We start from the raw sequence: 19013 nt of genomic DNA, 5'->3' as shown, positions 1-19013 counted from the left end.
GAGGTTAGTTGAAGAACCAGATCTTGTAAGGCAGCCAGGTGCGGGAATTGACCGCATAGTTCAGCCAGGTGAACAGCACCGCTCCGCTATAGAGGCTGATTAGGGCATTGCCGAACCCGCGGCTCAGCAAGGTGCCCGGAATGCGCGCAAGCACGACGAACTGAAGCGGAAGCAGGTAGAGCGCAATCCGGTCGACCGCCGTCGACGAGGGCGAGACGAGCAACGCTACCGCGGCGACCAGCGACACGAGCGAGAAGTTACGCCACAATTTGTACTCGTCCTCGTCGAAATCGAAGCGCTTGCGAAATAGCATGAGGATGATGGCCGGGAGCACCGACATCGAAATGCGGATGGCCGCGCCCGCCGACATGTATCGCGCGTCGATGTAATTCTTGACCAGCCGGTCGACCGAATCCTGAAGCAGCAGGGCGTAGAGCCCGACCGATGCGGACGCGAGCAGCACAAGGTCGAGGAGGCGGCTGCGATGGCCGGTGAAGGCAATCAGCGGAATGCAGACGATCGCGCTCTTATGGAACATCGTTCCCAGCGCAACCCATAGCGCATAGCGCAGCACGCTGTCGTTCCTGAGCAGCCCGGCAAGCCCGATCATCACGAAACCGAGCGCGGCGGCCTGCCGCGTGTAGCCCATGCCGACCACCACCACGAGGTAGGGAATGGCCAGCAGCACGCTCAGCCACGGATTGGGTTCGCGCCGGATCAACGCGGTGATCCCGGCCACCACCGGTACCGCGCAAAGCAGGTTGACGAACCAGATGTCGAGGCCAAGCGATTGCGCGGCCCAGTTGAGGAGGCCGTAGCCGGGCTCAATGCTGGTCAGCGACGCGGCGAAGTCGCGAAAGGCGAACCGCTTGAACATGTCCTCGTAATTGATCCAGTCGCCGCCGACCTCGTAGCGGAACCCGATCATGATCGTCATGGCGATGAGGCCGACCACCAGCATCGGGGGCAGGCCGGGCCGCTCCTCGGGCGCATAGCTATCGGCAGCGGCGAGCGCCTGTCGTTGCGACAGGAACACACCCGCGAAGAAGAACGTCCAGAGGAGCCAGTAGGGAGTCACGCCAGAACCTTCTTCACGGCTTCGGCAGCCTGACTTTGCGCTCGCTTGCCGCCACGTCTCTGCTAATTGGATGCCCGAAGGCGTAACAGGCGCGGCGTAGCGAAGCGGGGGGATGCAGTGAAGGGGATTATTCTTGCCGGGGGAAGTGGCACCCGGCTGTATCCGGCCACGCTCGCCGTCTCCAAGCAGATGCTGCCCGTCTACGACAAGCCGATGGTCTATTATCCGCTCGGCATGCTGATGCTGGCGGGGATCCGCGACATCCTGCTTATCTCGACCCCGCACGACCTGCCCCTGTTCCAGCGGCTGCTCGGCGACGGCAGCGACTTCGGGATCGCGCTGTCCTATGCCACGCAGGCCGAGCCCAACGGCCTTGCCGAGGCATTCATCATCGGCCGCGAGTTCATCGGCGACGACAAGGTCGCGCTCGTGCTCGGCGACAACATCTTCTACGGGGCGGGGCTCGGTGACCTCGCCCGCGAGGCCGCGGCGCGCGACAGCGGGGCAACGGTGTTCGCTTATTCGGTCGACGATCCCGAACGCTACGGCGTCGCCAACTTCGATGCCGATGGCAAGGTCACCGACATCGAGGAAAAGCCCGCGAACCCCAAGTCGCACTTCGCGGTCACCGGCCTGTATTTCTACGACAATCGCGTGGTGGACATTGCGGCGAACCTGGCGCCAAGCCCGCGCGGCGAACTCGAGATCACCGACGTCAACCGCGCCTATCTGGCTGCCGGCGACCTGTTCGTGACGCGCCTTGGCCGCGGTTACGCCTGGCTCGACACCGGCACGCACGAGAGCCTGCTTGATGCGAGCAGCTTCGTCCGGACCATCGAGCACCGACAGGGCGTCAAGGTCATGTGTCCCGAGGAGATCGCGCTCGAGCAAGGATGGCTCGAAGGCGCGGCGGTGCTGAAGCGCGCCGACCAGCTCGGCAAGACGCCCTACGCCACCTATCTCCGTCGCCGGGTGCAGGAGCTTGGCGATGCTTGAGGTGAAGGAGACCGGCCTGCCCGGCGTGCTCGAGATCGTGCCGAGGCGCTTCGGCGACGACCGTGGCTTCTTTTCCGAAGTGTGGAATTCGGCGACCATGCGCGAGGCGGGGCTCGATCTCAGCTTCGTCCAGGACAACCACAGCCGTTCGGCCAAGGGCGTGTTGCGGGGACTCCACTACCAGCTCGAACCGGAGGCGCAGATCAAGCTGGTCCGGGTCAGTCGCGGCAGCGTCTATGACGTGGCGGTCGATATCCGCCGCTCGAGCCCGACCTTCGGGCAATGGACGGCGGTGACCCTATCCGCCGACAGCTGGAACCAGCTGCTGGTCCCCGCCGGTTTTGCCCACGGCTTCCTCGCGCTCGAGGACGGAAGCGAGGTCCAGTACAAGGTGTCGGCGCTCTACAGCCCGGCCCATGACCGCGGCATCCGCCCCGACGACCCGGCGATCGGCGTCGAATGGCCGTTGCCGCGCGAGCAGTGGCTCCTGTCGGCCAAGGACCAGGACGCCCCCCTTCTTGCAGAGGCGGATATCTTCGCATGAGTGCCATTCTCGTCACCGGCGGCGCCGGCTTCATCGGCAGCGCCGTGGTCCGCCGGCTTGTCGCGTCCGGCCAGCGTGTCGTCACTCTCGACAAGCTCACCTACTCGGGCTCGCTCACCAGCCTGCGCGAAGTGGAGGGCAACCCCAACCATCGTTTCGTCGAGGGGGACATCGGCGATCAGGCGATGATCACCGCGCTTCTGCGTGAGGAGGATGTGGGCGGCATCATGCATCTTGCCGCCGAAAGCCACGTCGACCGCTCGATCGACGGCCCCGGCGTCTTCATCGAGACCAATGTCGTCGGCACTTACCGGCTGCTGCAGGCCGCCCTCGACCATTGGCGGGCCCTCGATGGGGAACGCAAGGCCGCCTTCCGCTTCCATCATATCTCCACCGACGAGGTGTTCGGCGATCTTCCCTTCGACAGCGGCTTCTTCACCGAGGAAACGCCCTACGCGCCGTCGTCGCCCTACAGCGCCAGCAAGGCCGCGTCGGATCATCTGGTCCGCGCCTGGCACCACACCTACGGCCTGCCGGTGGTGCTTTCCAACTGTTCGAACAATTACGGACCCTATCACTTCCCCGAAAAGCTGATCCCGCTGGTCATCCTGAACGCGCTCGAGGGCAAGTCGCTGCCGGTCTACGGGAAGGGCGAGAATGTCCGCGACTGGCTGTTCGTCGAGGATCATGCGGCGGCGCTGGAGATGATCTTCCGCACCGGCGCGGTGGGCGAGAGCTACAATGTCGGCGGCCGGGCCGAGCGCACCAACCTGCAGGTCGTCGAAGCCATCTGCGACGCCCTCGACGCGCGCCGTCCGCTTGCCGACGGGCGCCCCCGGCGTGACCTCATCACCTTCGTCACCGACCGCCCGGGCCATGACCGCCGTTATGCGATCGATTGCTCGCGGATCGAGCGCGAGCTCGGGTGGACGCCGTCGGTCGACTTCGATGAGGGCCTCGCGCGCACCGTGGACTGGTATCTCGACCACGAATGGTGGTGGGGTCCGCTGCGCGCGCGCTACGCCGGCGAGCGGCTGGGCAAGACGTCGTGAACATCCTGGTGCTCGGCCGATCGGGCCAGCTGGCGACATCGCTGCGCCGGCTGGGTCACGAGCGGAGCGATCTTTCGCTGCAATTCGCCGGCCGCGACGAGCTTGACCTGTCCCAACCGGGCCTTGCCCGCGCCCGCATCCTTGCCGACCATCCCGAGCTTGTCATCAACGCGGCTGCCTATACCGCGGTGGACAAGGCCGAGACTGAGCCGGAGGCGGCGATGCGGCTCAATGCCGACGCCCCCGCTGAAGCAGCCGCCGCCGCGCACGAGGTCGGCGCCGGGTTCATCCACGTCTCGACCGACTATGTGTTCGACGGCACCGGCGAGCGCCCGTGGCGCGAGGACGATCGGCTCGATCCGCAAAATGTCTATGGCCGGACCAAGGCGGCGGGCGAATGGCAGGTCCGTGCCGCTCACCCCGGCGCGATCATCCTGCGCACCGCGTGGGTCTACGGCCAGACCCCGCCCAACTTCGTCAACACCATGCTGCGGCTTGCCGCTACCCGGCCCGAATTGAAGGTGGTCGATGACCAATATGGCTGTCCGACCCACAGCGACGACCTCGCCCGGGTGATCCTCGCGCTCGCGCAGAGGGGTGAGGAAGCCGCCGGTGAAACACTGCATGTCGCCGGATCCGAAGTGACCAGCTGGGCCCGCTTTGCCCGCGGGATCTTCGCGGCCAGCGCGGCGCAGGGAGGGCCGAGCGCGGCGGTCGTCCCTTGCACTTCGGACGAATTTGCCGCGCCGGCGCCGCGGCCGCGCAACAGCCGGCTTTCCGGCGAGCGGCTCGAGAAGCGCCTCGGGTTGACGGTTCCCGGCTGGAGCAGGCGCATCGACGAGACGGTGGCCGGGCTGCTTGCGGTCATTAGCGAGGAGGGCCGCGTTGCCCCGTCATGACCGACGTCCTCTACCTTACGCATAACGGCATTACCGACCATATAGGCCAGTCGCAGATCGCACCCTACAACCTGGGGCTCGCGAAACGCGGCTATCGCATCCACATCGTCAGCGCCGAAAAGCCCGGCCGCGACGCGCTGATGGAGCGTTATTCCCGGCGCTTTGCCGAGGCAGGCATCCGCTGGTCGCATGTGCCCTATCACAACCAGCCGCAGGTCGCCGCGCAACTCTACGATGTCGCGAAGATGCGGTCCCTTGCGCTGCGCATCGCCCTTGAGGAGCAGCCGCGGCTGGTCCATGCCCGAAGCTGGCTTCCGCTCGAGATCGGCAAGGCAGTGAAGCGCGAGACGGGAGCCCGCTTCCTCCTCGATTTCCGCCATTTCTATATCGAGAGCGGGGTGCAGGACAGCCGCTTTCCGTGGGTCTATCGGATGCTCGGCACCCGTGAGCGGGGCTATTTCGACGCCGCCGATCATGTCGTCACCCTGACCGACCGGGCCGCGCAGGTGCTGGACGCGCGCTATCCGAACCCGGCCGGACTGTCGCGCTACACGACCATCCCCTGCTGCGCGGACTTCGACCATTTCGACCTGTCGCTGCTAGAGGAGCGGCGGGTGGACGAGGCGCGGGCGAGGCTCGGCCTTGCCCCGGGGCAGACCGTCCTCCTCTATCTCGGCAGCATCGGCGCCGTATACCTGCTGGACGAGATGATCCGGCTGTTCGTCGAACTCAGGAAGCTCCGGCCTGACGCCCGCTTCCTGTTCGTCTGCAACAACGGCCAGGAGGAAGTCGCCGCCGCCGCCGCTGCCGCCGGGCTTCCCGCCGACAGCATTTCCCTCGTCCACGCCCCGCGCGAGGACGTGCCGGTCTATCTCGCGCTCGCGACCCTGTCGGTGATGTTCTTTCGCCCCAGCGCCGACCTTGCCGGCTGTTCGCCGACCAAGATGGCGGAGCTATTCGCGGCAAACGTGCCGATGATCAGCAACAGCGGGGTAGGGGACCTCGACGAAATCCTCCAGCCGGGGGTCAACGCCTCGCTGGTGGTGCCGGACTTCGCGCCCACGACGCTCCGCCGGGCGGTCGAGCAGGTGCTCGCCGTTCCGCCCGATGTCCGACGCGCTACCCGCGCTCGGTCGGGTGAATTCACCCTCGACAGCGGTGTCGAGGCCTATGCCGATATCTACAAGCGGCTGATCGGGCCGCCCGTCGACGGAGCGCGTCCATGCTGAATATCGTCGTGCTCAATGGCGGCCGCGGCGCCGCGTCGCTGATCCCCGCGCTGCTCGAACGGCCGGGGCTCAACGTCACCTCGATCGTCAACGCCTATGACGATGGCAAGTCGACCGGCGCCATCCGTCGTTTCTTCAACATGCTGGGCCCGTCGGACATCCGCAAGGTGCAGTCGCTGATGCTCCCCGAAGGCGCCCACCGCGCCGTCGCCGAGGCATTGTTCGACCACCGCTATCCGCTGGACGCAGCGCATGACGAGGTCATCGCCGACTTCACCACCTTCGCCGAGGGGGCGCCGACATTGGCCGGGATCGCGATCGACGACCCGACCATTGGCGCCTCGCTCCGATGGTTCTGCGCGGTCTTCGTCGAGACCCTGGCGCTGATTGAGACGGTGCGCGGCGAACGCTTCGATTTTGCCGACTGCTCGCTGATGAACTGCCTTTATGCGGGCGCCTATCTGGTCAGTGGCCGCGACATGGAACTGACCACCCGCTCGATCGACCGGCTGTTCCGGTTGAAGGGCACGGTGCTCCCCAACAGCGTAGAGAACAAATGGCTCGCGGCGGTGCGCCAGAATGGCGAGGTGCTGTGCTCGGAGGCGGAGATCGTCGAGCTTCGCTCCAACGTGCTGATCGACAGCATCTATCTCCTCGACGGCGAGCTTCGTCGCGGAACCTTTGAACGGCTCGCGCCGGCGCAGCAGCGGCGCTACCTCGAAACGCACCATGCGCCTGCCATCGCCTCGGCCGGGGTGCGCCTGGCGCTGGCCCAGGCCGATATCGTCATCTACTCCGCGGGGACCCAGCACAGTTCGCTCTACCCCACTTACATGTCGCGCGGCGTGGCCGAGACCATCGCTGGGAATCGCAACGCCCTGAAGGTGTTCGTCACCAACATCGGCGCCGATTACGAGACGCCGAGCTATTCGGCGGCAGACTATCTGCACGGCGCCTACCGCTATCTCTGCCTTGCCGAAGACCGGCACCATGCGCCGGAAGACCTGTTCGACGCGGTGCTGGTCAACAATGGCCGGCGCAAGGCCGACACGACCTATGTCGAACATGACGATGCCGAATATCGCCTCGACGTGCCGCGGCTGGTCGCCGACTTCGAGCATCCCGACCTTCCCGGTCGCCACCACGGCGCCGAGGTCGTCTCGGCAATACTGCGGCTCTATGGCGAACGAGGACCGGGTCGGTGAGCGGCGGGAGCGTCTTCGCCGGCAAGGAACTGCTGATCTTCGACCTCGACGGAACGCTGGTCGACAGCTCTCCCCTGCACGCCCGTGCTTACGTGGCCGCGCTGGCGCCGCTGGGGGTTCCGGTCGATTATGAGCGGATCGCCGGGATGACGACCACCGAGGCGATCGCGCAGCTGCTGGGCGAGGCCCAAGTCGATCTGGCCGCCGATGCGCGCGACGCGCTCCGCCGCGACAAGCAACAGCGAGCGCTGGCGCTCATCGGTGACGAACTCGAAGCGCTTCCCGGCGCCGTCGATTTCGTCGCCGAAGCTCGCCGCCACCACTTGCCCTGCGCCCTGTGCACCTCGGCCTCGCCGCCGTCGGTCGAGGCAGCGCTCCGCAAGACCGGCATGAGCGGCTGGTTCAGCCCCGTCATTACGTCCGCCGACGTGAGCCGGGGCAAGCCCGATCCCGAAGGCTTCCTGCTTGCCGCGCGCCATGCAGGCGTGGCCCCCGATAAGGCGCTGGTCTTCGAGGACAGCGAAAGCGGCCTCGCGGCCGCCGCCGCAGCCGGGATGGAAGCGATCCGCATCGGCAGCGAGGGAACGGACTGGTTCGAAGCGATCGCTCGGCTTAGGCAGGCCCGGTGAAGATCCTCGCCTGCATCGTGACCTTCAACCGCGCCGCGCTGCTGGAACGCTGCGTCGACGCCGTCCGCGCCCAGACCCGCCCGCCAGACCGCCTGCTGGTCATCAACAATGGCAGCACCGACGGCACCGTCTCGATGCTTGATGCCAAGGGCGTGGATTGCCTGACGCAGGACAATGTCGGCTCGGCCGGCGGCTGGGCGCGCTCGATCGCCGAGGCGCAGGAGGGCGGCTACGATGCGGTCTGGCTGATGGACGACGACGGCTTTCCCGCGCCCGACGCGCTGGCGCTGCTCGAGCGGCACCTCACCGGCGACCGGGTCTGCGTGTCCTCCGTCGTCCTGCGCGAGGACGATCCGAGCCACTTCGTCTTCCCGTTCCCGCTGCTCAATCGCAATGGCTGGCCCGTCCTCTTCGCGCGGCCGCGCAAGATACCGACGCTGGAAGCGCTCCGCCCGCTTGCAAAGGACGGGCTTTATCCCTTTGCCCACCTCTTCAACGGCGCGCTGCTCAGCGTCGCGGCGACGCGCCGCATCGGCAACGTGAACCGCGACTATTTCCTGTTCGGCGACGAGGTCGATTATTTCGCCCGCATGCGCCAGCTTGGGCCCGTGCTCTCGCACCTCGACGCCCATCACCTGCACCCCGACGTCAGCCAGCGCGAACTCAACCAGACCAAGGTCTATTATTACGTCAAGAACACGCTGATCCTGAACAAGCGCTATCACGACCTCGCGCCGGTGCGGAACGCGGCGACCCCGCTGGTGGCCCTGGCCCGGGTGGCGGCCCGCAATTCTCCGGCAGAGGCGCTCAGCTATGTGATCGGGAAGCGCGCGCCGATCCTCTGGAAAGCGGTCTCGCGCGGGCTTACGGATCGCATCGGCAAGGACCTTTGATGCGGGACCTGCGCGTACTGATCGCCGCCGCCGGCACCGGCAGCCGCGCGGGCCTGCCGTATCCCAAGACCCTCCACCCGGTGCGCGGGCGACCGATCCTCCTTTCGCTTCTCGATCGGGTCGGCGGTTACGATCCCGAACCGACCATCATCGTCAGCCCGTCGGGCAAGGAGCTGATCGAGGAAGCGCTGAAAGCCGACGGAAAAGTCGCGTCGCTGGTGGTCCAGGAACGCCCCAGCGGCATGGGCGACGCAGTCCTCGCCTTCCGCCACAGTCCGCGCTTCGACCCGCGGGCTGACGTGCTGCTCGCCTGGGGCGATATCCCGCTGCTCGACCAAGCGACGATCGCCGCCTGCGTCGAGCGCCATCGCACCAGCGACAATGCGATGACCTTCGCCAGCCGGCTGGTCGACCAGGCCTATACCCGCGTGGCGCGCGACGGGGAGGGGCGGGTGACCGCGCTCGAGGAAACCCGCGAGCTCGGCATCGAGCCGGTCGCCGGCGAACGCGATATCGGGCTGTTCGTCTTTCGCGCTGGCCCCATCCTCGACCTGCTCAAACAATTCCGCAGCGAAGGACTTGGCAAGCAGACGGGGGAGCATGGCTTTCTCTACATCGTCGCGAAAGCCGCCGCCGCGGGCCTTCTCGTCGAAGCGCTGCCGATCGCCACCGAGCAGGATTGCATCTCGCTCAACCGGCTTTCCGACCTCGATCAGGCCTGAAGCTCCCACTCGATCGCCTCCGTTAACCTGCTTTGAGGCCCCTAGCGTCTAGACGGCGCGAAAGCGGCAGGGCAAAGCTCGGGTCAACGATCGCAAGCTTGCGCTGCAAAGCCAGGGAACGACACAGAAGATGAAGCGCAGCTATTCCGCCCGCCGCAGGGTTCTCGTCACCGGGGGCGCGGGTTTCCTCGGCTCCCACCTCATCGGCGTCCTCCTCGAACGCGGGGACGAGGTATTGTGCGTCGACAACCTGTTCACCGGCACGCGCGACAATCTCATCGACTACCGTGACCATCCGAATTTCGAATTCATGCGGCACGACATCACCTGGCCGCTCTATGTCGAGGTCGACCAGATCTACAATCTGGCCTGTCCGGCCTCGCCGATCCACTATCAGCACGACCCCGTGCAGACGACCAAGACCAGCGTGCTCGGCGCGATCAACATGCTCGGGCTGGCCAAGCGGCTCGGCGCGCGGATCTTCCAGGCGTCGACCAGCGAGGTCTATGGCGACCCGCACGTCCACCCGCAGCCCGAAGGCTATTGGGGCAACGTCAATCCGATCGGCCCGCGCAGCTGCTACGACGAGGGCAAGCGTTGCGCAGAAACCCTGTTCTTCGACTACAACCGCCAGCACGGGCTGGAGATCAAGGTCGTCCGCATCTTCAACACCTACGGGCCGCGCATGCATCCGTCGGACGGCCGCGTGGTGTCGAACTTCATCATGCAGGCGCTGCGGAACGAGCCGATCACCATCTACGGCGACGGCACCCAGACCCGCAGCTTCTGTTATGTCGACGACCTCATCAACGGGTTCATCAAGCTGATGGATTCGCCGGCCGAGCTGACCGGCCCGGTCAATATCGGTAATCCGTCCGAATTCACGATGATCGAACTGGCCGAGATGGCGATCCGCCTGACCGGAAGCACGTCTCAGATCATCCGCATGCCGCTGCCCGCCGACGATCCCAAGCAGCGCCAGCCCGACATCACGCAGGCTCGTGAAAAGCTCGGGTGGGAGCCGACCGTCCCGCTGGAGCAGGGTCTTGCCCGCACCATCGACTATTTCCGCCGCTTCGTCTGAGCCGCCCGCGCCGGTGGCCCAGCTCCGGCGCAGGATCGCCTTCTTCCTCCCCGATATGGCCGGTGGCGGTGCCGAGCGCGTGCAGCTCGCTATCATCCGGCACCTCGTCACCGCGGGTCATGAGGTCGACCTGATCCTGGCGTTCGACGGAGGCGTGCTCCTGCCGCTGGTGCCGCCCGAGGTAAGGGTCATCCCGTTGCGCGCGAGGCGGCTGGCCGGCGCCATGCCCGGACTGATCCGCTATCTGCGCATCGAAAAACCATGGTCGCTGCAGGCGATCATGTGGCCGTGCACGGTGATCGCCGTCGCGGCGCGGCTTGCAGCGCGGTCGCGCGCGCGGCTGGTGCTGAGCGATCATACCTTCCTGACCAGCCATTACACCGGACGTCGGACGCAGCGGGTGCTCCGCGCCAGCATGCGCCTGCTCTACCGCCTCGCCGACCACCGTGTCGCGGTGTCGAGCGGGGCGGCAAACGACGTGGCGCGACTGGCCGGGCTTCCGCCCGAAGCGGTCGAGGTCATCTACAATCCGATCGAGGTCCCCGACCACATCGCGCCGACCGCCGCCGCGACCATGGCGTGGGGAGACGCCAGCCCGCGGATCATCACGGTCGGCTCCCTCAAGCCCGAGAAGAACCACAGCCTGCTCCTCCGCGCCTTCGCGCGGCTGGTCGAGCATCATCCCGCCGCCCGGCTGCTGATCCTTGGGGAGGGCCAGCTGCGCGCCGACCTGGAGCGCCAGCGCGATGCACTGGGCCTGCATGAGCAGGTGCTGCTTGCAGGATTCAAGATCGATCCCTGGCCCTATTATGCGGGGGCCGACCTGTTCGTCCTGTCGTCGGACTATGAGGGAATGTCGCTCGTCCTCGTGGAGGCTCTGTACGCCGGCCTGCCCGTGGTCAGCACCGACTGCGAGGCGGGCCCGGCCGAGATCCTCGACGACGGGCTCTACGGCCCGCTCGTTCCGGTCGGCGACGCGGCAGCCCTGAGCGCCGCAATGATGAAAACCCTTGCCCAACCCAAAAACCCCGAGCGGCAGAAAGCCCGCGCGCGGCAGATCACGGGCGAGCAAAACCTCCGCCGCTACGAGGCCTTGCTCGCCGGGTGACTGACCGTAGGCCCGGGTCGGCCGACTTTCCTTGAAGCGAGGCGGCGTCTACTGATCCGAGCGATGACGCTGCACCTTCCTGGCAACTGACACGATGCCGCTTGGACTGGTCCGTCACGCCTGCAACGTCGTCGCTCAAGCCGTTGGGCGGTCGTATCAATGGTGCAGGCTGCAATGGTTTCGCTGGATCTATCCCGGGCTCGAGGTTGGTCGTTCGGTTCGCCTCGAACGCGGGGCCGTTCTGCTGGTCGTGCGCGGCGCCAGGATGCGTCTGGGCGACCGCACGGTGGTCGGACCCGGCACACATCTCGCATCCGAAGGTGTCCTGGAGGTCGGCGCCGACAGCTATGTCGGCAAGGGCAGCATCATCGTCGCGGCGGGCCGTGTCACGATCGGCAGCGATGTACTGATCGCGTCGAACGTGGTGATCCGGGATCAGGATCATGGCACGGCGACGACAAGGCCCTTTCGCCTCCAGTCGCTCGATATCGACCCGGTCAATATCGGCGCGAACGTCTGGATTGGCGCCAATGCCTGCGTCCTCAAGGGCGTAACGATCGGCGCGAACAGCGTGGTGGGTGCAGGCTCGGTCGTCACCCGCGACGTGCCGCCCGATAGCGTCGCCCTCGGAATACCAGCGCGGCACCGCCCGAGGCGCGAAGTCGGACAGCCGGCCGCGATCTAGGCGGAGCGACCAGCCAATTTCTTGCTCGCAGCAAGTGGACGCAGGCCGAACAGCCGCGGCAGCATCCACCGCCTCTGCTGGGGGTCGGTGAACCGAACCATCGCCGCAAGCCGGGCCGGAAGGGACATGGTCATCCAGCCTGCCCGATAGCGCGAATAGGCGAGGTCGCCGCGCAGCTTCTCCCAATCGATGACCGCCTGCGTGCCGTAATCCGGCGCGACCAGTTCCTTGCTGGCAGGCGATCCGAGGAGTTCCAGCAAGTCCGCCAGGGCACCGGCGGCCCAGGCGGAGCGTCGTTCGAACTCCGCGGTATCATAGGCCCCGCCGCTGATCGCCCCGGGGTGGCTGCGATAGCCGACCAGGGGTTCGGCAAGGTAATGAGGGGAGAAACCTCTCGCCGCGAGCATCAGCCCGAAGAAGGCGTCTTCGGTGTAGATCGGCTGGTCGGGACAGCGGATGTTCTCAAAGACCTGGCGGTCGTAGGCAGCCGTCGCGCCGTGGATTTGGCCGGCGCTGCTGTTCACGAAATAGCGGCTCGGCGGATGCTGCCCGACGGGATCGCCGACGACCGGACCGAACGGCCGCCCTTCCGCGTCGATCCGCTGGCAGGCGGAGGAGATCGCCTGCGCCCCAGTCTCCCGCCACGCTTCGACCAGCCTGCCGACGCGCTGGGGGTAGGCGATGTCATCGCCGGCGCCGACGATGATGAACTTGCCCGCGCTCCGTTCGACCGCCTCGTAGAAATGCCTGACCAGCCCGGTGCCATTGCGCGCGGTGCGGTTCACGACCAGCCGGTGAGGGCCCTTGTATGCCGCCACCGCGCGCTCGATCCGGGTAAAGGTGCCGTCGGTCGAGCAGTCGTCGCTGAAGACGATCTCGAGATTGGAATAATCCTGCGCCAGCGCGGCGGCGATCGCTTCGTCGATGAACTCTTCCTGGTTGTAGGCCAGGATGACCATTGTCGCGAGCGGCAGGCTGTCTCTACTCACCGTCCGAGCTTTCGAATACTGAGGCCCGTGCGGGCGCCGAGACTGCGCAGGCTGAGCAGGGCAGCGCTGAGAGCCAACGCGCCACCGCCGATGAAGGCCAGCGGTTCGGAATAGTCCGACACCAGTTTGAGCAGGACCAGCACGATGAGCGCGCCCGCGATCAGCAGGCCGTTCTCGCGCGAGATGACAATTGCGTGCCGCCGTCGGCAGAGCACCGCGATGACCAGTCCGTAGGCAAGATAGGCAAGCAGGTACGCCACCCCCGTTCCCGCCAGCCCAAGTCGCGGCACCAGCGCGAAGGCCGCTGCCACATAGACCGCGGCGAACAATAGCTCGACGGCGACGTAGGCCTTCCGGTCACCCCGGGCGAGCAGGACAAAGCCAAGCGCCCAGCAGGGGATCTTCACCAGGTCGCCGATGACCTGCCAGCGCAGCATCGCTTCCGCGCCCGCGAACTGGCTGCTGTAGAGAAGCGACAGGACCAGCGGAGCGCCCGCGACCATCGCGATCGTCAGCGGCGCGCCGAATAGCAGCGCGACATGAAGCTGGTTGTTGACGATTCCCCGGCTTTCCTCGTCGCCGCCTCGCGCCGCGCTAAGGCGGGGGAAATAGTCGGCCGACATGGCGCCCAGCACGAGGGTGATGTTCATGGTGGTGATCGCGAACACCGCCTGCAGCAGGCCGGCCTGTTCGAGCCCGTCCTGTTGCACCACGATCGTCCGGACCGCGGCGAGGGTCAGCATCTGGACAGCGCCCGTCAGCGTCAGCGCGCCGCCAAGCGCGGCCATGCTGCGGATGTCGCGTGCGACGGGGCCGAGCCTGAAGCGGCCCGCCTTAACGTCTCCGCGCGGCAGGAAAGGCACCGCGGTCAGGCAGGCTGCAAGCGGCACCGCGATCACCGCGACGACCATTCCGGCATTCCCGAACCACCAGACCGCCGGGATCGCGAGCAGGGTCGCGCCAAGCGCGGAGCCGACGCGCACCACCCCCAGCGCCCATATCCGCTGTAACCCCTGCAGTACCGCCTGCTGGGCTGCTGCCGCCACGCCGAACAGGACGGCGATCCCCGACAGGCCGATCAGCAAGGCAAAATCGCCGCTGCCGGCCGCCAGGCCGGAAACCGGGCCGCGGAAGATCCACAGCAGCAGCGCGCCGATTGCCGCCAGGGGAAGACTGCCCGCCCACAACGCCCGGCGCACCTCGGCCTTTCGAAGCGGCGTGTCAGCTGACGACAGGTCTCGAACCGCGGCGGCGGCGAGCCCGAAGCCGGCGATGGTGGTGACGAGCCCCGACACGTTGGTGAGGATGCCGAGCAGTCCGATCCCTTCCGGACCCGAAAGCAGGGCCAGGATCTTGGTCCGGACGATCCCGATGAGGATGGTGGCGACGGTCGCACCGCCGATGATCGAGGTCGAGGCGAGGATGCGGCGGTAGGAGGATTGGTCCTTCGCCGCGGCTGCGGCCTCGGTCACGCCAGCCGTCTCGCGGGATTGCCGACCCAGGTCTCGCCCGCCGGAACGTCGCAGGTGACGACTGCGCCTGCGCCGATCATCGCGCCCGCGCCAATGCGGATGCCGGGCAGGATCACGGAGCCGGCGCCGATCGACGCACCGCGCTCCACGATCGTCCGCGCGAATTCGTCAGGACGCTGACGCGATCGCGGTGTCTTGTCGTTGGTGAAGGTGGCATTGGGACCGCAGAACACGTCGTCCTCGAGCGTGATGCCGTCCCACACATAGACCCCGCACTTCAGCGTGACGCGGTCGCCGATCACCGCCCCGCCCTCGACCAGGGTAAGTGCGTTGAGGTTGCAGTCCGAACCGATGCGGGCACCGGCAAGGACGACCGAATATTGCCACACACGCGTTCCCGCGCCGACCTCGGCCGCCTCGTCGACCGCTGCCAGCGGGTGGATCATGGCGCCCGTCGCGGTCACGCTGCCGCCTTCCGCACCGCGCTCACGACCTGCTCGGCCTGCTCGCGGATGAGATGGGGACCGATCGGGAGCGACAGCACCTCGCCGGCCAGTTGCTCGGCGATCGGAAAGGCCCCGGCGCCTAGGCCGAGATCGGCGTAGGCCTCCTGCCGATGGGGCGGGATCGGATAATGGATAAGGGTCTGAACACCGGCTTCGGCAAGGCTGGCCTGCAAGGCATCCCGGCGCGCGCTGCGGACAACGAACAGGTGCCAGGCCGGATCGGCCCATTCGGGCACCGTCGGCAGGACGAGATCGCAATCGGCAAGCGCTTCGAGATAATAAGCCGCAGTTTCCTGCCGGCGCGCGTTCCATTCCTCGAGATGCGCAAGCTTTACGCCCAGTACCGCGGCCTGAAGTGGATCGAGCCGGCTGTTCACGCCCCGCACTTCGTTCACATAGCGCTGGTGCGAACCGTAATTGCCGAGCGTCCGGATGCGGTCGGCCAATTCGGGATCGTCGGTCGTCACCGCCCCGGCATCCCCCAGCGCGCCAAGATTCTTGCTCGGGTAGAAGCTCCAGCACACCGCGTCGCCATGGGCGCCGACCGGCTTGCCCTTGTAGCGCGCGCCATGCGCCTGGGCGGCGTCCTCGATCAGCTTCAGCCCATGCTGGCGGCCGACTTCCAGCAGCGGATCAAGGTCGGCCGGAAGCCCGTACAGGTGCGTCGGCAGGATCGCCTTGGTGCGCGAGGTGATCGCATCCGTGACGCGGGCGGGATCGAGATTATGGGTGAGGGGGTCGGGCTCGACCAGGACCGGGGTTGCGCCCGCCATGCTGATCGCAAGGACGGTGGCGATATAGCCGTTGCTGGCCGTGATCACCTCGTCCCCCGGGCCGATGCCGAGCGCGCGAAGGGCGAGGTGAAGGCCATCGAGCCCGTTCGCGACCCCGACGCAATGGCGCGCGCCAACCGACCCGCCATAGGCCTGCTCGAACGCGGTCAGCTCGGGCCCGCCGACATACCAGCCGCTGGCGAGCGCGCGGGCGACCGCAGCGTCGATGTCGTCCTTGAGCGCGCGATAGGCTTCGCCGAGATCGAGGAACGGGACCTTCACGCGGCCCTGCGCTCCACTTCCCGCAGGAAGTCGGCATAGTCGCGGAGGTAATCGGCCTCGTCATAATGATCGTCGGCCACCACCAAGAGGACGCAGCCGGGGGAGAAGTCGTGCATTTCGTGCCAGACCATCGGGGGCAGCGTCAGGCCGCGATCCGGACGGTCGAGCAGCACCCGCGTCTGCTCCGCCCCGTCGTCCAGCAGGATGGTGCACGACCCGCTCACCGCGACGATCAGCTGCTGGAGGCACTTGTGCGCGTGGAACCCGCGGCTGACGCCTTCCTGCGTGCCGAAGATGTAATAAGCCCGCTTGAGGTCGAACGGAACGTCCCGCCCTGCCTCGAGCGCGATCAGGCTTCCGCGCTCGTCCCCGCGCATCGTGAAATCGATGATCCGGCAGCCGGACGGAAGAGCAGGGATTGTCACGCAGGCTCCTGAAAACAACGGCCCGTTACTAGAGGCAGGCAGGGGCGAGGCAAGACATTTGCCCCGGCGTGTCGGCACTTCACCGCGCGTAGTGGCTGCGGAACCATGTGACGAACTGGGGCACGCCTTCATCGAGGCTGGTGCGGGCAGCAAAGCCGGTATCGCGAGCGATCGCGCTGGTGTCGGCGAAGGTGTCGACCATGTCGCCCGGCTGCATGTCCGCAAAGTCGATCCTTGCCGTCCGGCCGGTCGCCTGCTCGATCAGGGTGACCAGCCGGCCGAGCTCTTCGGAACGGCTGTTCCCGATATTGTAGATCGCATGGGCCGAATGGCTTCCGCCCGGCTTTTCCCGCCCGTCAGCCAGCGGGGGCTGGTCGAGGGTCAGGAGGATGCCCGAAACGATGTCGTCGATGAAGGTGAAGTCGCGCCGCATCCGCCCGTGATTGAACAGCTGGATCGGCCGCCCGGCGAGCACGGCGTCGGTGAACAGCCACATCGCCATGTCGGGCCGGCCCCAGGGGCCATAGACGGTGAAGAAGCGCAGGCCCGTCTGGGGAAGGGCGAACAGATGGGCATAGCTCTCGCTCAATAGCTCGTCCGCGCGCTTGGTCGCGGCATAGAGCGAGAGGGGACGATCGGCGCGCTGGTCGACCGACATCGGCAGCGTCGTGCCACCTCCGTAGACCGACGAGGAGCTGGCATAGACCAGGTGCCCGACCTGCCGGTGACGCGCCAGCTCGAGGATGTTGGCATGCCCGACGAGGTTGGACTGGATGTACGTTGCCGGGGATTCGAGGCTGTAGCGAACCCCCGCCTGCGCACCGAGATGGACGATCCGGTCGATCTCCACCCCGTTCACCGCCGTGCCGAGCGCCGCGGCATCGGCGAAGTCGAGGCAGTGGAAGGTGAAGTCACCGCCCTGCCGATCGAGCTCCGCCAGCCGCGCTTCTTTCAGCGCCGGATCGTAATAATCGTTGAGGTTGTCGATCCCGACGACGGTCTCGCCGCGGGCCAGCAGTGCCCGGGCGACGTGCATGCCGATGAAGCCTGCGCAGCCGGTGACCAGGACCGCCATGCCGCCGGCCTCAGCCGTGATACTCGCCGCGCCCGATCCCGCGATAGGAAAGGCCGGCGCGTTCGACGTCCGACGGCTCGTAGACATTGCGCAGGTCGATGAGGTGCTTCGAACGCATGCTACCCGCCACCCGCTTCAGGTCCAGCGCGCGGAATTCGTCCCATTCGGTGACCAGCACCAGGGCATCGGCGTCCTTGGCGACGGCATAGGCGTCCTCGGCGAAGGTCACGCCAGAAAGCATCGGTTCGGCCTGCTCGCGGCCGACCGGATCGAAGGCGACGACCTCCGCGCCACCTTCCTGGAGTCGCTTGATCAGCGCCAGGCTCGGCGCATCGCGCATGTCGTCGGTGTTCGGCTTGAAGGTGAGCCCAAGCACGCCGACCTTCTTACCCTGAAGCTCGCCGCCCAGAACCTCGCGGACGCGGTCGGCCATCGCGGCCTTGCGGGCATCGTTGACCTCGACCACCGAGGAGACGATCCGCATGCCGACGCCTTCCTTCTCGGCGGTCTGGAGCAGCGCCAGCGTGTCCTTGGGGAAGCAGCTTCCGCCATAGCCGGGGCCGGCGTGGAGGAACTTGGGGCCGATGCGATTGTCGAGGCCGATGCCGCGGCTCACTTCCTGGACGTCGGCGCCAACCGCTTCGCACAGGTCGGCGATCTCGTTGATGAAGCTGATCTTGGTCGCGAGGAAGGCGTTGGCGGCATATTTGATCAGCTCGGCGGTACGGCGCCCGGTGAACAGGATCGGCGCCTTGTTGAGGAACAGCGGGCGATAGACCTCGCGCAGCACCTCGCGTGCAAATTCGTCCTCCGCGCCGACCACGATCCGGTCCGGGATCTTAAAGTCGCGGATGGCGGCACCTTCGCGCAGGAATTCCGGGTTGGACGCGACGCTGGTGCCCTCGGGCGCGCCATTTTCATGCAGGATGCGGGTGATCTCGTCGCCGGTGCCGACCGGGACGGTCGATTTGGTGACCACCACCGCCTTCTTCGTCAGCGCGCCGGCGATCTCTTTCGCCGCAGCGTAGACGAAGCTCAGGTCCGCATGGCCGTCGCCGCGGCGGGCGGGGGTGCCGACCGCAATGAACACCGCGTCCGCATCGCGAATGCCTTCGACGAGGTCGGTGGTGAATTTCAGGCGTCCGTGCTCGGCATTGTGCTTGACCAGCGCTTCAAGGCCCGGCTCCCAGATCGGCATCCTGCCGGCAAGCAGCCCCTCGATCTTCTCCGGCATCTTGTCGACACAGGTGACGTCATGGCCGAAATCCGCGAAGCAGGCTCCAGAGACCAGGCCCACATAGCCGGTGCCGATCATGCAGATGCGCATAGTGTTGGTAACTTCCTTCCCTGATGCGCCGGGCACTAGC

Annotated in this window: 20 protein-coding genes; 12 read left to right on the top strand and 8 right to left on the bottom strand. The window is 66.7% G+C overall.

All coding sequences use genetic code 11. The features are described from left to right. Nucleotides 1–4: 4 nt before the first annotated feature. Nucleotides 5–1078 carry an EpsG family protein gene (locus ABD729_RS13145; RefSeq protein WP_344710992.1) on the bottom strand — a complete coding sequence of 358 codons (1074 nt, stop codon included), beginning with the start codon at nucleotides 1076–1078 and terminating at the stop codon, nucleotides 5–7. Between the two features lie 117 nt (nucleotides 1079–1195). On the opposite strand from ABD729_RS13145, the gene rfbA reads away from it, so the two are divergent. From rfbA to ABD729_RS13085, 12 genes are all read left to right on the top strand, one after another. Next, complete coding sequence (gene rfbA, locus ABD729_RS13140) at nucleotides 1196–2074, top strand: glucose-1-phosphate thymidylyltransferase RfbA (RefSeq protein WP_344710990.1); 879 nt, start codon at nucleotides 1196–1198, stop codon at nucleotides 2072–2074. Continuing rightward, complete coding sequence (gene rfbC, locus ABD729_RS13135) at nucleotides 2067–2618, top strand: dTDP-4-dehydrorhamnose 3,5-epimerase (RefSeq protein ID WP_344710988.1); 552 nt, start codon at nucleotides 2067–2069, stop codon at nucleotides 2616–2618. The genes rfbA and rfbC overlap by 8 nt, the downstream gene beginning before the upstream one ends. Beyond that, nucleotides 2615–3670: a dTDP-glucose 4,6-dehydratase gene (gene rfbB, locus ABD729_RS13130; protein WP_344710986.1), complete on the top strand. Its 1056-nt coding sequence runs from the start codon at nucleotides 2615–2617 to the stop codon at nucleotides 3668–3670. Before rfbC ends, rfbB begins: the two co-directional genes overlap by 4 nt. After that, the gene (gene rfbD, locus ABD729_RS13125; RefSeq protein ID WP_344710984.1) at nucleotides 3667–4569 is read left to right on the top strand and encodes a dTDP-4-dehydrorhamnose reductase; all 903 of its coding nucleotides are present in this window, start codon (nucleotides 3667–3669) and stop codon (nucleotides 4567–4569) included. The genes rfbB and rfbD overlap by 4 nt, the downstream gene beginning before the upstream one ends. Next, nucleotides 4566–5798: a glycosyltransferase gene (locus ABD729_RS13120; RefSeq protein WP_344710982.1), complete on the top strand. Its 1233-nt coding sequence runs from the start codon at nucleotides 4566–4568 to the stop codon at nucleotides 5796–5798. Before rfbD ends, ABD729_RS13120 begins: the two co-directional genes overlap by 4 nt. Further along, nucleotides 5792–7003, top strand: a complete 1212-nt coding sequence (locus tag ABD729_RS13115) for a 2-phospho-L-lactate transferase CofD family protein (RefSeq protein ID WP_344710980.1) — start codon at nucleotides 5792–5794, stop codon at nucleotides 7001–7003. Before ABD729_RS13120 ends, ABD729_RS13115 begins: the two co-directional genes overlap by 7 nt. Continuing rightward, nucleotides 7000–7632 (top strand): HAD family hydrolase, encoded by a 633-nt coding sequence (locus tag ABD729_RS13110; protein ID WP_344710978.1) that lies wholly within the window; start codon nucleotides 7000–7002, stop codon nucleotides 7630–7632. Before ABD729_RS13115 ends, ABD729_RS13110 begins: the two co-directional genes overlap by 4 nt. Next, nucleotides 7629–8525: a glycosyltransferase gene (locus tag ABD729_RS13105; protein ID WP_344710976.1), complete on the top strand. Its 897-nt coding sequence runs from the start codon at nucleotides 7629–7631 to the stop codon at nucleotides 8523–8525. The genes ABD729_RS13110 and ABD729_RS13105 overlap by 4 nt, the downstream gene beginning before the upstream one ends. Next, on the top strand, nucleotides 8525–9247 hold the full coding sequence (locus ABD729_RS13100; protein ID WP_344710974.1) for an NTP transferase domain-containing protein: 723 nt from the start codon (nucleotides 8525–8527) through the stop codon (nucleotides 9245–9247). Before ABD729_RS13105 ends, ABD729_RS13100 begins: the two co-directional genes overlap by 1 nt. 130 nt (nucleotides 9248–9377) lie before the next feature. Continuing rightward, nucleotides 9378–10331 (top strand): UDP-glucuronic acid decarboxylase family protein, encoded by a 954-nt coding sequence (locus ABD729_RS13095; RefSeq protein WP_344710972.1) that lies wholly within the window; start codon nucleotides 9378–9380, stop codon nucleotides 10329–10331. Continuing rightward, nucleotides 10294–11439 (top strand): glycosyltransferase, encoded by a 1146-nt coding sequence (locus tag ABD729_RS13090; RefSeq protein WP_344710970.1) that lies wholly within the window; start codon nucleotides 10294–10296, stop codon nucleotides 11437–11439. Before ABD729_RS13095 ends, ABD729_RS13090 begins: the two co-directional genes overlap by 38 nt. A gap of 94 nt (nucleotides 11440–11533) precedes the next feature. Next, nucleotides 11534–12124, top strand: a complete 591-nt coding sequence (locus ABD729_RS13085; protein WP_344710968.1) for an acyltransferase — start codon at nucleotides 11534–11536, stop codon at nucleotides 12122–12124. Here the strand turns inward: ABD729_RS13085 and ABD729_RS13080 are convergent. The 7 genes from ABD729_RS13080 to ABD729_RS13050 form a co-directional block, all read right to left on the bottom strand. Next, a complete protein-coding gene (locus ABD729_RS13080) occupies nucleotides 12121–13113 on the bottom strand; it encodes a glycosyltransferase (RefSeq protein ID WP_344710966.1) in 993 nt (330 codons plus the stop codon). The two genes, ABD729_RS13085 and ABD729_RS13080, sit on opposite strands and share 4 nt — an antisense overlap. Further along, nucleotides 13110–14585 carry an oligosaccharide flippase family protein gene (locus tag ABD729_RS13075; RefSeq protein WP_344710964.1) on the bottom strand — a complete coding sequence of 492 codons (1476 nt, stop codon included), beginning with the start codon at nucleotides 14583–14585 and terminating at the stop codon, nucleotides 13110–13112. Before ABD729_RS13075 ends, ABD729_RS13080 begins: the two co-directional genes overlap by 4 nt. Then, a complete protein-coding gene (locus ABD729_RS13070; RefSeq protein ID WP_344710962.1) occupies nucleotides 14582–15049 on the bottom strand; it encodes an N-acetyltransferase in 468 nt (155 codons plus the stop codon). Before ABD729_RS13070 ends, ABD729_RS13075 begins: the two co-directional genes overlap by 4 nt. Continuing rightward, nucleotides 15046–16146: a DegT/DnrJ/EryC1/StrS family aminotransferase gene (locus ABD729_RS13065; RefSeq protein WP_344710960.1), complete on the bottom strand. Its 1101-nt coding sequence runs from the start codon at nucleotides 16144–16146 to the stop codon at nucleotides 15046–15048. The genes ABD729_RS13070 and ABD729_RS13065 overlap by 4 nt, the downstream gene beginning before the upstream one ends. After that, the gene (locus ABD729_RS13060) at nucleotides 16143–16571 is read right to left on the bottom strand and encodes a sugar 3,4-ketoisomerase (protein WP_344710958.1); all 429 of its coding nucleotides are present in this window, start codon (nucleotides 16569–16571) and stop codon (nucleotides 16143–16145) included. Before ABD729_RS13060 ends, ABD729_RS13065 begins: the two co-directional genes overlap by 4 nt. 79 nt (nucleotides 16572–16650) lie before the next feature. Then, nucleotides 16651–17646, bottom strand: coding sequence for an SDR family NAD(P)-dependent oxidoreductase (locus ABD729_RS13055; protein WP_344710956.1), 996 nt, complete (start codon nucleotides 17644–17646; stop codon nucleotides 16651–16653). 10 nt (nucleotides 17647–17656) lie between these two features. Then, nucleotides 17657–18973 carry a UDP-glucose dehydrogenase family protein gene (locus ABD729_RS13050; RefSeq protein WP_344710954.1) on the bottom strand — a complete coding sequence of 439 codons (1317 nt, stop codon included), beginning with the start codon at nucleotides 18971–18973 and terminating at the stop codon, nucleotides 17657–17659. Nucleotides 18974–19013 lie beyond the last annotated feature (40 nt).

It is taken from the genome of Sphingomonas humi, assembly GCF_039536725.1.
GTDB classification, from domain to species: domain Bacteria; phylum Pseudomonadota; class Alphaproteobacteria; order Sphingomonadales; family Sphingomonadaceae; genus Sphingomicrobium; species Sphingomicrobium humi.
This window is presented reverse-complemented; position numbering and strand designations above follow the sequence as displayed.

Coding starts and splice junctions, on each gene's coding strand:
- rfbC (WP_344710988.1), top strand. CDS start 2,067: ATGCTTGAGGTGAAGGAGACCGGCCTGCCCGGCGTGCTCGAGATCGTG.
- rfbB (WP_344710986.1), top strand. CDS start 2,615: ATGAGTGCCATTCTCGTCACCGGCGGCGCCGGCTTCATCGGCAGCGCC.
- ABD729_RS13120 (WP_344710982.1), top strand. CDS start 4,566: ATGACCGACGTCCTCTACCTTACGCATAACGGCATTACCGACCATATA.
- ABD729_RS13115 (WP_344710980.1), top strand. CDS start 5,792: ATGCTGAATATCGTCGTGCTCAATGGCGGCCGCGGCGCCGCGTCGCTG.
- ABD729_RS13100 (WP_344710974.1), top strand. CDS start 8,525: ATGCGGGACCTGCGCGTACTGATCGCCGCCGCCGGCACCGGCAGCCGC.
- ABD729_RS13095 (WP_344710972.1), top strand. CDS start 9,378: ATGAAGCGCAGCTATTCCGCCCGCCGCAGGGTTCTCGTCACCGGGGGC.
- ABD729_RS13085 (WP_344710968.1), top strand. CDS start 11,534: ATGCCGCTTGGACTGGTCCGTCACGCCTGCAACGTCGTCGCTCAAGCC.
- ABD729_RS13055 (WP_344710956.1), bottom strand. CDS start 17,646: ATGGCGGTCCTGGTCACCGGCTGCGCAGGCTTCATCGGCATGCACGTC.
- ABD729_RS13050 (WP_344710954.1), bottom strand. CDS start 18,973: ATGCGCATCTGCATGATCGGCACCGGCTATGTGGGCCTGGTCTCTGGA.